The following is a 12,825-nucleotide window of genomic DNA, read 5'->3' on the forward strand; positions in this document are numbered from 1 at the left end:
GACGGCAGTAGGCTGGAATGACGGTAGTAGGCTGGAATGACGGAAAGACAATAAGGCTAGGAATGACCCACAAATTTGACAAAATAAAGCCATTTAGTAATGCCGAATTAAGCACTGTGTTGCAAAGGCTAGCGAATAAGAAAGACTTCATCATGACCTTGGTTAAATTCAAGTTTGCGAAATGGCCAAGGGCAAGCTACCCATTGCTAAGCCTGATAACGAAAATGTTTATCAAGCGTAAATTCGCAGATATAAATTCGCTCTCAGAATTTCAAATTCTAGTCGAACCATACATGCGTCGTATGATAAAAAAGACGTGCGCAGAGCTCACGGTCTCGGGCTTAGATACGCTCGATTTAAGCAAACCCTGTCTATTTGTCAGTAACCACCGAGACATCGCTTTAGATCCTGCTTTCGTTAATTGGGTTTTACATATTAATGGTCAAGATACCGTGCGCATTGCTGTTGGCGATAATTTACTACACAAAGACTGGGTTGCTGACCTCATCAGACTGAATAAATGCTTTGTTGTTGAGCGGTCAGTGGAGGGCAGGCGTGAGAAACTCGCAGCCGCAAAACTGCTCAGTGAGTATATTGAACACACCCTTAAAAATGACCGCCAACATATCTGGATTGCTCAGCGTGAGGGAAGAGCTAAAGACGGTATCGACCTAACTAATCCCGCTATCGTCTCAATGCTGAGTTTAAATAAGCCAAAGGATATGTCATTTGGTGATTATATTAGAGACTTGAGAATTGTGCCTGTGTCACTCTCCTATGAATTTGATCCTTGCGATATTCACAAAGCGAAAGAGCTGTATCAAGCAGAGCAAGAAGGGAAATATGACAAGCCAGATAATGAGGACATGCAAAGTATTGTAAGTGGTATTACTGGTCAAAAAGGTAAAGTACATGTCCACTTTGGTAAGCTCGTTGGCGGCGACTTTGAGAATGCGAAACAAGTCGCTAGCTATATCGATAAGGAAGTACTACATGGCCTACGTATTTATCCAACATCGATAGAAGCAGCGCGATTACTCGGTCGCCAAGATATGAGGGCTTCCAGTCAAAACGCTGAAATGGCGCATGCATATTTATTAGAGAGACTTGCAAGATTGAGCGACGCCGAGCAACGTAAACTATTATTGATGTACGCTAACCCTCTCATCCGCAAACAGGAACAAAACACTGAAACAGCTTAGGAAAGTCTTTGCGTAAACTACCACTCGACACTATCGCACTTATCGCTGTTTGCGCAGGTTATTTGATAGCACCTATGGGTATGGCTGCGGTAAACGTCGCCATACCAGCACTTGCCGAAGACCTTCAAGCAAATGCGATAAAGGTAGCATGGCTGCCTACTCTATATATTTTAAGCAATGTAGCTTTAATGCTTCCCTTCGGCAAAATTGCCGACAATTACGGCCGTAAACGAATATATGTATGGGGACTTGCACTTAACGCCATAGCGGCGGGAATGTGCGCAATTGCTACGAATATCGATTGGATTTTGTTTTGGCGTTTCATACAGGGCGCTTCTGGCGCAATGATATTTGGAACCGGAGTCGCAATTATCACAGCCGTTGCGCCCTCAAACAAACGGGGAACGGCACTGGGCATTGTTGCTTCATGTGTATATATCGGCCTTACTTTGGCACCCGCATTGGGTGGTTGGTTGACCGAACTGCTAGGCTGGCGTTCGGTATTTTATTTCCAAATTCCTTTGGTTGTTGCTCTTCTAGTGTATATCAAAGTTTATTTGCCTGGTGATTGGAAGAATGACCACCACTCTCGCTTTGATTGGATCGGTTCGGCCATATTCATTCTATTTTCTTGCTCTCTGGTTTACGGGTTCAGCAAGCTTCCGAGTGTCTTAGGCATTGGACTGCTGGGTGTTGCTGTTTTAAGTTTATTAGGCTTTATTCAACACCAGCGCTATGTAAAGCAGCCGCTTATTCGCGTACAAATGTTCAAAGAGAGCCGTGTATTTAGCCTTTCACTCTCAACCTCACTACTCATGTATGCTAGCAACTTCGCCATCATCTTCTTGCTAAGCTTATATCTACAATATGTGAACGGTTTAAGCCCTGCCGAAGCTGGCCAGATACTTCTATTGCAAGCGCTTTGCATGGCAATCGTTGCGCCTTTTGCAGGCAAGCTTTCAGACCGATTCCAGCCCCGTATCGTCGCTACTTCTGGTTGTTTTATAGTGGCGTGTGGCTTCATTATGCTTAATCAAATTGACGTGAATAGCCAGCCTGCATTTATTGGCGCAGGTTTAGCGTTGGTAGGCTTAGGTTTTGGCTTATTCTCCACCCCAAATAACAGTGCAATTATGGGTGCAGTCAACGAGCAAGAAGTGGGTGTTGCATCCGCCTCTATGAACCTATCTCGCACTATTGGGAACTTAGTGGGAATGAGCCTAGTGAACCTGATGATGCACCATTACATCGGTGACGCAACTTTCACCCCAGAACAAAACCCAGCATTAATGCTGACGGTTTCCTTAGCACTCAAAATGTCTTTAAGTTTTGTCGTCATTGCGTGCTTATTTTCGGCGGTGCGGGGAAGACAATAAAGTTTGTATGGATGGAGAAGAAAAGGCCTACGACGCTTAGTTTGCATGATAGGCCTTATTTTATTTGCTATTTTTTGATTCTACGCACTAATAATACGCCAAAACCTAACACCAAAAGCGCAAATACAGATGGCGCTGAAACATCTTGAGTTAGAGTCAATGAACCTCGTATTGCAGAGTTGCTATCAAAATTGTCTCCACCAAAAGTGAAACTAATTACGTCTCCCGCATTTACGTTATCGAATGTATAAACGCCGGAATAATCGAACCCATTGGAAGGCGTCGAGCAACAATTACTTGGGCCTGCATTTACCAACACGTCGCTTAAGCTGGTTCTTAGGAAAGCTGTAACATTGAAGAATGCGTGGAATCCCTTAAAGTTCCAATCAAACGTATAATCTCCGCTATCTACTACTGTAGCAGAAGCAATGAATGTTACTGGATCTCCAGCTAATCTAGTGCTGTTATACGCTAAATTCCACGAGTTAAACTGTGTCTGAGTAGCAGTAGGAGAGTCCGGACCCGAAACGGTCCAACCTGTGATGAGTGACGCATTTGCTCCCGCACTAATTAATAATAACGCAAAGGATGCACAAATTAATTTAAATTTAGTCATAATTATCTCTTTTTTGTTGGCCCTAACTGGGTACGTTTAACATTTATGCAACATTCAAGCCTTTAGTATTTATAGCCTAAAGTTCATATACTTAGTGAGAGTAACTCAAATTTTCCTATCTAAAATTTCAAAAAGTGTAAAAAAACTTGTCACCGTAATCGAAAGTTATCCAGCAATTGGTATATGTTTTGCTACGCTTATTAGATACAAAAACCAACTGTCCATATCTAGGTAGCCAACATGACAATACAGAAAAAGTTTTTCTACTACGTAGCATCTGTTATTTGTATTTTTACAATTATACTGGCGGTGATTAGTGCTATAGAACAAGCTAGTCAGACGCGAGCAGATATAGACTCAGAGGTTTCAAAGCAAACCAAACATGTACTTGATGTACTCGATACCACTGACGAAATTATGGCGAAGCGCGTGCAGAATAGCATGCGACTGCTCCAAAAAATGGGCAAAGAGCTAGGTGCGGCTACCCAACAAGGACAGGTTCAGGTGAACGGAGTGGTAGCAAACAACTTATTTTTGGGTGATAGCGGCCAAGGCAACAACTTTACTCTCGTTGATGAACTGACAAATATTATGGATGGTACGGCAACAATCTTCAGTAAGACCGGAAGCGACTACATAAGAATTGCCACCAATGTAATAAAAGATGACCAGCGAGCAATTGGCACAAAGCTCAGTCCAAGCGGCAAAGCAATTGTGAATATCAACGGAGGTAAACCTTTTTATGGACAAGTAGATATTCTAGGCAAACCCTATTTGACAGGGTATGCGCCTTTACAAGACCCAAATGGAGACACCATTGGAATTTGGTATGTTGGTTACTCAGCCGACCTCAAAGTGATTCAAAGTATCATTGAATCAGGCCGAATATTGGAACAAGGATTTGTCGTTTTACTTGACGCAAAAAGGCAAGTTCGTGCCCATTCAAACCACATGAAAATTGATTCTGTTAAACAAGCAATGTCTAGTCCTGATGATTGGGAACTAACGACTATTGACTACAAGAAATGGGGTTATCAGGTAATTATTGGAGCAAGCAAATCAGAAATTTCTTCTAATGTATTATCAAGTGTCTTTGGGGCAATTTTAAGGCAACTCATTTTAGGGCTCCTCGTCTTAGGAACAGTATATTTACTGCTAAATAAAATTGTCGGACAGCGAATAGCAAATTACATCGACTCTATAAACGAGATAGCTTCAGGACGCAGTGACTTGAGCCTCAGATTCAGTGAGGATGAAAAGGACGAGTTTGGTGAGATGGCCAAAGGTCTCAATCGCTTATTTGAGAAAGTACAGTTGACCATCACGGAAGTACAAACCATTTCAAATTCACTCATTGAAAAAACACTAGCACTAAATGAATTAGCTACGGCTACTCACTCTTCTGTAAAAACACTAAGTACTGAGGCTGTCAACATGGCTGACTCAGCAACTGAGTTAGAGCGACAAGCAGTTATCGTTGAGGAGAACACCAATAAAGCTGACGAAGCCGCTATTAGCGCCGATAAAGAAACGAATTTAAGCGTTAGTACCCTCGCAAAAACCATTGCAGATATTCAAACACAAGCGTCCAATACTGAAAGTTCTGTTTCTGTCATTGAAGAGTTGGCTCGCTCCAGTGAAGAAATAAGTGGCGTAATGGATGTCATTAGAAACATTGCTGAGCAGACTAACCTGCTCGCGTTAAATGCTGCTATTGAGGCAGCAAGAGCGGGTGAGCAAGGAAGAGGCTTTGCTGTTGTTGCTGATGAAGTTCGTTCGTTAGCAAGCAGAACACAAACATCAACAGAAGAAATACGGGTAATGATCGAAAAACTTCAAGCTGGCAGCAAAGAAGCCTCAACTGCAATGGCTGCCAACAAAACATCAGCCATGGAAACCGTAGAATCGACAACCAAAACAGGTGAAGTACTGCAACAAGCCCTAAAAGCCGTTGATGAAATCAAGTTATTGAATAGCGCAACAGCTGAAATGACAAGTCGGCAAAAACAAGTCTCAATTGACATCAAACAAGGCATCGACCGAGTCAATGTCATTAGCAATCAAAACAACGTAAGTGCTAATGAAATGAAGATTATGTGTGATGAACTCTCTAGTCTTGTTGGCGATATGCGTAACTTATTGGATGTTTATAAGGTGTAACAATTTGCCTTGATTTGAGTTTGGGATTCCTGCCTTCGCAGGAATGACGAATTTCGCAGGAATGACGAATTTCGCAGGAATGACGCTGTAGTGTTGGAATGACGAGCAACACTGCAATGAAGAACATCGTAGGATTAAGCCTACTCTTGCCCTGATAAGAAAAGTTTATAAGCTAAGTTATCTTGGTGTTCATGCACATCAAAACCTAGTTCCGCCACATGCCCATCAAACAAACTACGCTTGTTATCGTCAATATCGAACCCTGCTAATACTAAGCCTTCTGCAGCCCCATGATTTCGATAGTGAAACAACGTAATATTCCACTCTTCCCCTAACCCCTCTAAGAATCGCATTAGTGCGCCTGGATACTCTGGGAAAGCGAATGAAAAAATATGCTCATTAATCTGGCTTTGTGGTTTACCACCCACCATATGTCGAACATGCAATTTGGCAAGTTCGTTATCTGACATATCAAAGCACTCGTAACCGTTTTTATTGAGCTTCTTCAATAAGCTTTGTAACTCAGCATTGCCTCTTTTTAACTTCACACCTACAAAAATATTAGCCTGTTCGCCCTTTGCATAGCGGTAGTTGAACTCTGTAATGGTGATACCACCTAACATGGCACAAAAAGCCTTAAATGCGCCTTTTGTTTCTGGGATTTTTACAGCGAAAACAGCCTCTTTTTGCTCACCTAACTCACAACGTTCAGACACATAACGCAAGGTATGGAAGTTAATATTCGCGCCACACAATATACCGCCAATGACTGCACCTTGAAGCTTGTACTGTTTGGTGTACTTGCGAATAGCCGCAATGGATAGAGCGCCAGCGGGTTCAGCAATCACTCTTGTATCATCAAAAATATCTTTAATAGCCGCGCAAATTTCATCGTTGCTTACCGTTATGACATCATCAAGATGCTCTTGGCAGATGCGAAAAGGTTCGCTGCCAATCGTTTTTACCGCCACACCGTCAGCAAAAATTCCCACGGTTGGCAGAGTGACAGGCTCACCTTTTTCCAACGCTGCACTTAAACAGGCAGATTCCACTGATTCGACACCAATAATTTTGATATCCGGACGAAGCTGCTTGATATAAATTGCAACGCCAGCCGCAAGTCCACCGCCACCGACAGCAACAAATAAGTATTCAAGGTTGGGGTTTTTCTCAAGCATTTCTTTAGCAATAGTGCCTTGCCCTGCAATCACGTCAGGATGGTCGAATGGCGGGATCATAGAATATCCATGCTCCTTGCATAACACCTTCGCCATATCGCTTGCTTGGTCGAAGCTCGTTCCATACTGCACTACGTTAACGTTTGCGCCACCAAAGCGTTTTACCGCATCCACTTTGATATCGGGTGTTGTTTCTGGCATTACGATCGTTGCTTTAATCTTTAGTGCTCGAGCGGCATATGCTACGCCTTGAGCATGATTGCCAGCTGATGCGGCTACCACTCCCGCTTGCTTTTTCTCATCGCTAAGCTGGCGAATACAATTATAAGCACCGCGAATCTTAAACGACTTCACTGGCTGCTGATCTTCTCGCTTTAAATAAACACGATTTTTCAGCTCACTGGAAAGCTTTGCCATGTAGTCTAAGTCACTGTTTACAGCGGCTTCGTATACGGGTGCTGACAAGATCTTAGTGAGATATTGATACGCATTTTGGTCAACTTCAGTCACAAAGGCTCCCTAGATCTTGGCATGATTTAACGGTAAAACAATTCTGCATTAGTATTCCAATTTTGAAGGATCGCGAACTGCGCCTTTGTCAGCACTGGTCGCTAACATAGCGAAAACTTTCAAAGCGGTTGTGACTTCGCGCTTGCGATCAACTGGTTTCCATGGGTTTGCCGACGCGTTCATAGCGTCACGACGTGCTGTTAATTCAGCTTCATCAACGACCAAGTTCATTGAGCGATTAGGAATATCGATAGCAATGATATCGCCATTCTTGACCAAACCTAAGCCACCACCCGAAGCGGCTTCTGGTGAGCAGTGACCGATAGACAAACCAGATGTACCACCTGAGAAACGCCCATCGGTGATCAGAGCGCACTCTTTACCCAAGCCTTTGGACTTCAAATAAGAGGTCGGGTACAACATCTCTTGCATACCTGGACCACCTCTTGGTCCCTCATAACGAATAACGACGACTTCGCCCGAGACTACTTCATCATTGAGTATGCCTGCGACTGCATCATCTTGGCTTTCATAAACACGAGCAGGACCTGTGAACACATGAATCGATTCGTCTACACCGGCTGTTTTCACGATACATCCGTCTTCGGCTAAATTACCGAACAACACTGCTAGACCACCTTCTTGGCTATAGGCATTATCGATATTGCGAATACAGCCAGCTTCTCTGTCTATATCCGCGCTTGGGTAGCGGCAATCTTGGCTAAATGCTTTGGTTGTGCGAATACCTGCCGGGCCTGCCTTATAAAACTCCAGTGCCTTTTGGTTCTTCTCGTCGGTAATATCCCAGTCACTGATGACTTCAGACATTGTTTTACCTAAGACATGTGGGTTGTCCCCATGCAGCAAACCCGCTTTGTTCAGCTCATTTAAAATGCCCATCACACCACCGGCCCGATGAACATCTTCCATATGATACTGTGGTGTAGCCGGAGCAACTTTGCATAAATGTGGGACTTTGCGAGATAAACGGTCAATGTCGTCCATCGTGAATTCAACTTCACCTTCAATTGCAGCCGCTAACAAATGCAGAATAGTATTGGTAGAGCCGCCCATCGCAATGTCAAGACTCATGGCATTTTCGAAGGCATTGAAATTCGCAATATTACGCGGAAGTGCTGCGGCATCGTTATCGCCGTACCAGCGTTTACATAGCTCGACAATTTCAACCCCCGCCTGTTTAAACAAACCCTCACGATCAGCATGTGTTGCTAACATTGAACCATTGCCTGGCAAGGATAAGCCGAGCGCTTCGGTTAAGCAGTTCATTGAATTGGCAGTGAACATGCCTGAACACGAACCGCAAGTCGGGCAAGCAGAACGTTCAATTTCATCAGAATCTTCCTGTGACACTTTGTCATCCGCAGCCGCCACCATGGCATCAACCAAGTCTAGCTTGATAATTTGATCGCTTAGCTTTGTTTTACCGGCTTCCATTGGGCCACCAGATACAAATACGACTGGAATATTCAGACGCATAGCAGCCATCAGCATTCCGGGGGTGATCTTGTCGCAATTTGAAATACATACGAGTGCATCTGCACAATGAGCATTCGCCATATACTCAACAGAATCTGCAATGATTTCTCGTGATGGCAGACTGTAGAGCATGCCACTGTGACCCATTGCAATGCCATCATCAACAGCGATGGTGTTGAATTCTTTCGCTACACCACCCGCAGCTTCGATACTACGAGCAACTAATTGCCCCATGTCTTTTAGGTGAACATGCCCCGGTACAAATTGGGTGAACGAATTGGAGACGGCAATAATTGGCTTTCCAAAATCACTATCTTTCATCCCCGTTGCTCGCCAAAGGGCACGAGCGCCTGCCATATTGCGACCTTGTGTCGTGGTTGCTGAGCGTAACTTAGGCATGTTTGTATCCTCAATCTTTTGGCTAACTAATTTAAAATTTGATGGGCTTTAAAACAAAAAAACCCTCGCATCAGGAGGGTGATAGGTGCGTGTTAAAAAAGTGTTCGCTACTATTTTAACAACGCGCTGCGCCCTCGCTCTGGCTACCTTCGGCGGTTTAACACAGCCAAAAGGGAAACTACGAAGATGCTTAAAAATTTGATTCAGATTGTCGTCACTCAACAAATGTGCCTTATTTTATCTAGCTTCGCAAGCTCTTATTAAAGAAAACGTCCTTGGGTTCAGCTTCAATCCTTCCCTTTAAACGCTATCATTCTCACATTATCCTATTATGCAAAGGACTGCATATGTCATTATCTGTCGTCTACACGAGAGCCAACCTAGGCGTTGAGGCTCCATTGGTGACTATCGAAGTTCATCTTTCGAATGGTTTACCCGCTTTTAATTTGGTTGGTTTACCTGAAACTACGGTGAAGGAATCACGTGACCGTGTGCGTAGCGCTTTGATCAATGCTGACTTCGAATTTCCAGCTAAGAGAATCACGGTAAACATGGCCCCAGCCGATCTGCCAAAAGGGGGGAGTCGATTCGATCTTGCCATCGCGATTGGCATTATCGCGGCTAGCGACCAACTCAAAAGAGTAGATTTGAGCCAATTCGAGTTTATAGGTGAGCTTGCACTGTCGGGAAAATTGCGTCCCATTCAAGGTGCCTTACCTATGGCATTTGCCGCTTCAAAATCGGATCGCCAACTTATTTTGCCCAAGGATAATGGCAATGAAGCTAGTTTGGTAAGCAAAGCACATATCATTGCTGCAGAGTCCCTCGTAGATGTGTACTTGCATCTAACGGGTAAACAAAAACTTCAGGCACATATTGTTCAGGCCAGCACGAGCAAGAGTATTGAAGAAGCCAATATGCTAAGTACCGAGCACGCAAACAACGATATCGCCGATATTATCGACCAGCAACATGCGAAAAGGGCGCTAGAAATAGCGGCGGCTGGCGGGCACAACCTTCTATTTTTTGGTCCAGCTGGCACGGGCAAGAGCATGTTAGCAAATCGCTTACTTTCAATTACACCAGAGCTAGACGAGGAATCGGCATTGGCTTCAGCAGCTATTCGCTCTATTTCTGGCGAAGCTATTTGCCCAGACACTTGGCGTCAACGCACCTTCCGTCAGCCTCATCATACGAGTTCTGCAACAGCCTTAGTTGGCGGTGGTAGCTACCCTAAACCCGGAGAAATATCCTTAGCCCATAACGGTATATTATTCTTAGATGAGTTACCTGAGTTTGGCCGGCACATATTAGATGTGTTGCGAGAACCGATGGAAACCGGTGAAATTAATATTTCGCGGGCAGCACAAAAAGTGGTGTATCCAGCTGATTTTCAGTTAGTAGCAGCAATGAATCCAAGCCCTACCGGTGATATCGACGACAATCGAGCTAGCCCTGATCAAGTACTAAAATACCTCAATCGTATTTCAGGGCCCTTTCTAGACCGTATCGATTTACAGGTAAATGTGCCTAAAGTCGATTTAGGCAAAACACTAAGAAGCAAACCTGTAGAAGGTGGAAAACAGAATGGAAGCCTTAAAGTAGAAAACAGTGCGCAGGTTCTCGCAAGAGTAATAAAGGCCCAAGCAGCGCAACTACAGCGACAAGGTCGCTTGAATAAAGCCTTGAATACGAATGAAATTAATCAATATTGCCCCCTTACTGAATTGGAAGGCGTATTTTTGGCTAAGGCTATGGAGACCATGCAACTGTCGATGCGTGCATACCACCGGACTATGCGAGTTGCTCGAACCATAGCAGATCTGGAGGGAGCAGAACGGGTGAATCAACAACACTTGGCCGAAGCCCTTAGCTTCAGAAGCTTCGACCGCATGTTAAATGAATTAACCGAAATCTAGTAACGCTATAAAACTCGCTTTACTCCTCGGCTTGGAATATATCCTCAACAGTCATACTAAATAGTTTCGCGGCTTTAAAGGCCAGAGACAAACTGGGGTCATACTTCCCTTTTTCTATCGCGATGATCGTTTGCCTTGAAACATCTAGCGCATCAGCAAGATCGGCTTGTGTCCAATCTCGCTCTGCTCGCAGTACTTTAAATCGATTTTTCATGCGTACTTCCTTGTAGAGAACAGTACGCCTACAAAATAAGTAATGCCCATGACGAATAAAATCGCTGAAGGATTAGGTGAAAATGTCACTAGTCGAATGCCTTCAATTAAGCCAAAGATAGCGCCAAACACCATGCTAATGCCTAATGACAAAGCCATCGCTTCTAGCTGAATGCGCTGTTGCAATTCATCCAAATCTTGGAGGTGTTGCTTATTTGCCATGATCATTTTGTAACCCATCACCAGGTTGGTGATCACGGTACAAACAGTAACGACGGTATGAAAGTCCCATAAAAACTTTGGACCGAAGGCAACTAGCGCCAAACTCACTAACCAAAGACCTGTCCACAGGGCGAGTTGCTTAGTATTGCGACGTGTCTTCGACTTCATGCTTTCACCAGGAGTATTTTTGTTCATTTCTTGTGTAGTCATATTTTGCTCACTTTATACATTGTTAATGGATATGCTGTCAGACACTTGTTCTGCTTAAACAAAACAGATAGTGCAAAGTGCAGACAGCATTCAAACAAAAAGTAAAGCGTCCTTTACTTAATGACAAGATAGCTTTGCTTTTACTTAAAGTCAAGCATGCTTTACATTTTGTTTCGAAAAGCAAACAATGTGAGAAAGGGGGATAAGTAAAAAATCGATTGATACCAAAGTGAACTGTAGAAAGCTACGTGTTTATAAAGAGCGATAAGAGTGCTTTTAAAACAGATTCATTTGCTCGCTCTCTAAGATAGCAAAGACCTAGTGAGTAAGGCTCAATGCTTGGCACCTCAATACTGCTTACTTTGCTTTTTGCTACTGAGTTATCGAGTACGATCTTTGGAACAAAGCCAACACCTAGGCCCAGCGCAACCATACTAACAATGGCTTCGTTACCCGAAACGCTGGCGTAAACCCGAGGCTTTACACCCAACTCTGTAAACCAATGGTGAATTATCCTTTTCGATGGCCCAGTGCCTGGCATAACCACTTTATGATCACGCCAAACAATGTCACTGATTTTTGTGGCATTCACGGCCTTAGGTACAATTAAGACTAAAGGAACGCTATCTATTTTTTGGAAGCCAACGTGTTGAGGAAAATCTGGTGTGTGAATGGCAATCGCCATATCCGCCTTATGTTGTTGCACGTAATCAAGGGCCAATGCATGATCACCCGTATCTAATTTAAGCTCAATTTGTGGATAGCGTGCGTCAAGTTTATCCAATAAGTCAGGTAAGTGACTTTGGCTGGCGGTTACCGAACAATAGAATGCCAATGAGCCACTCAGCTGTGTTTGTTGATAACCTATATCTGTTCGTACTTGTAACCAAGCTTCATGAGTTTGTTCAGCAAACGCCAAAAAGCGCTCTCCTGCAGCAGTGAGTTTAACACTACGATTATTCCGCACAAACAGCGTCGCTCCGCACTCTTCCTCTAAACGAGAAATAGCCCGCGATAAAGTGGGTGGTGATACAAACATAGCTTCTGCCGTCTTTCCAAAGTGCAAACTCTTGGCCAGGTGCCGGTACATTTGTAAGGCCTTTAACTCCATTTCATACTTACCTTATTATAACCATTAGCGCTGAAAAACTTGCATCGTTTCATTATTTGAAACATTACATTTCAAATATATCACTTTATAAAACAACTTTCATAAAATAAGATTCAAGCATGTCGTCACGGACACAAAAATAAGACGCGGAACAGTGCATTCATTTTCTTGTTCGCGTTAGATGCTTAAAAAGCAGATTCAGAATTATATAG

At 43.6% G+C, this 12,825-nt stretch carries 10 protein-coding genes; 4 read left to right on the plus strand and 6 right to left on the minus strand.

Annotated features, from left to right (window positions below; all coding sequences use genetic code 11):
* The first annotated feature begins 62 nt into the window (after window positions 1-62).
* Together RM544_RS14360 and RM544_RS14365 are read left to right on the plus strand one after the other, a co-directional pair.
* Window positions 63-1,202: a 1-acyl-sn-glycerol-3-phosphate acyltransferase gene (locus tag RM544_RS14360; protein ID WP_311362495.1), complete on the plus strand. Its 1,140-nt coding sequence runs from the start codon at window positions 63-65 to the stop codon at window positions 1,200-1,202.
* Between the two features lie 8 nt (window positions 1,203-1,210).
* Window positions 1,211-2,578 (plus strand): MFS transporter, encoded by a 1,368-nt coding sequence (locus RM544_RS14365; RefSeq protein WP_311362496.1) that lies wholly within the window; start codon window positions 1,211-1,213, stop codon window positions 2,576-2,578.
* A gap of 67 nt (window positions 2,579-2,645) precedes the next feature.
* Here the strand turns inward: RM544_RS14365 and RM544_RS14370 are convergent, their stop codons facing one another.
* Window positions 2,646-3,194: a hypothetical protein gene (locus RM544_RS14370; protein WP_311362497.1), complete on the minus strand. Its 549-nt coding sequence runs from the start codon at window positions 3,192-3,194 to the stop codon at window positions 2,646-2,648.
* A gap of 240 nt (window positions 3,195-3,434) precedes the next feature.
* Between RM544_RS14370 and RM544_RS14375 the strand changes: the two genes are divergently transcribed.
* Entirely contained in the window at window positions 3,435-5,354 is a 1,920-nt protein-coding gene (locus RM544_RS14375) for a methyl-accepting chemotaxis protein (RefSeq protein WP_311362498.1), read from the plus strand.
* Window positions 5,355-5,494: 140 nt separating this feature from the next.
* On the opposite strand, the gene ilvA is transcribed toward RM544_RS14375, so the two are convergent.
* Window positions 5,495-7,042 carry a threonine ammonia-lyase, biosynthetic gene (ilvA, locus tag RM544_RS14380; RefSeq protein WP_311362499.1) on the minus strand — a complete coding sequence of 516 codons (1,548 nt, stop codon included), beginning with the start codon at window positions 7,040-7,042 and terminating at the stop codon, window positions 5,495-5,497.
* A gap of 48 nt (window positions 7,043-7,090) precedes the next feature.
* Complete coding sequence (gene ilvD / locus RM544_RS14385) at window positions 7,091-8,938, minus strand: dihydroxy-acid dehydratase (RefSeq protein WP_311362500.1); 1,848 nt, start codon at window positions 8,936-8,938, stop codon at window positions 7,091-7,093.
* A 347-nt stretch (window positions 8,939-9,285) separates the two neighbouring features.
* Here ilvD and RM544_RS14390 point away from each other — a divergent pair, with 347 nt between their 5' ends.
* Window positions 9,286-10,857 (plus strand): YifB family Mg chelatase-like AAA ATPase, encoded by a 1,572-nt coding sequence (locus RM544_RS14390; RefSeq protein WP_311362501.1) that lies wholly within the window; start codon window positions 9,286-9,288, stop codon window positions 10,855-10,857.
* 19 nt (window positions 10,858-10,876) lie between these two features.
* Here RM544_RS14390 and RM544_RS14395 read toward each other — a convergent pair whose 3' ends face one another.
* The 3 genes from RM544_RS14395 to ilvY all read right to left on the minus strand — a co-directional run bounded on the left by RM544_RS14395 (window position 10,877) and on the right by ilvY (window position 12,613).
* Window positions 10,877-11,071 carry a helix-turn-helix transcriptional regulator gene (locus RM544_RS14395; RefSeq protein ID WP_311362502.1) on the minus strand — a complete coding sequence of 65 codons (195 nt, stop codon included), beginning with the start codon at window positions 11,069-11,071 and terminating at the stop codon, window positions 10,877-10,879.
* Entirely contained in the window at window positions 11,068-11,502 is a 435-nt protein-coding gene (locus RM544_RS14400) for a hypothetical protein (RefSeq protein WP_311362503.1), read from the minus strand. Before RM544_RS14400 ends, RM544_RS14395 begins: the two co-directional genes overlap by 4 nt.
* Window positions 11,503-11,746: 244 nt before the next feature.
* Window positions 11,747-12,613, minus strand: coding sequence for an HTH-type transcriptional activator IlvY (gene ilvY / locus RM544_RS14405; RefSeq protein ID WP_311362504.1), 867 nt, complete (start codon window positions 12,611-12,613; stop codon window positions 11,747-11,749).
* Window positions 12,614-12,825: the final 212 nt, after the last annotated feature.

Origin of the sequence: Brumicola blandensis (genome assembly GCF_031846165.1) — a bacterium.
GTDB lineage: Bacteria > Pseudomonadota > Gammaproteobacteria > Enterobacterales > Alteromonadaceae > Glaciecola > Glaciecola blandensis.

What these genes read in the sequence shown, in the direction of transcription:
- RM544_RS14360 (WP_311362495.1), top strand. Translation starts at nt 63, where the DNA reads ATGACCCACAAATTTGACAAAATAAAGCCATTTAGTAATGCCGAATTA.
- RM544_RS14370 (WP_311362497.1), bottom strand. Translation starts at nt 3,194, where the DNA reads ATGACTAAATTTAAATTAATTTGTGCATCCTTTGCGTTATTATTAATT.
- RM544_RS14375 (WP_311362498.1), top strand. Translation starts at nt 3,435, where the DNA reads ATGACAATACAGAAAAAGTTTTTCTACTACGTAGCATCTGTTATTTGT.
- ilvD (WP_311362500.1), bottom strand. Translation starts at nt 8,938, where the DNA reads ATGCCTAAGTTACGCTCAGCAACCACGACACAAGGTCGCAATATGGCA.
- RM544_RS14390 (WP_311362501.1), top strand. Translation starts at nt 9,286, where the DNA reads ATGTCATTATCTGTCGTCTACACGAGAGCCAACCTAGGCGTTGAGGCT.
- RM544_RS14395 (WP_311362502.1), bottom strand. Translation starts at nt 11,071, where the DNA reads ATGAAAAATCGATTTAAAGTACTGCGAGCAGAGCGAGATTGGACACAA.
- RM544_RS14400 (WP_311362503.1), bottom strand. Translation starts at nt 11,502, where the DNA reads ATGACTACACAAGAAATGAACAAAAATACTCCTGGTGAAAGCATGAAG.
- ilvY (WP_311362504.1), bottom strand. Translation starts at nt 12,613, where the DNA reads ATGGAGTTAAAGGCCTTACAAATGTACCGGCACCTGGCCAAGAGTTTG.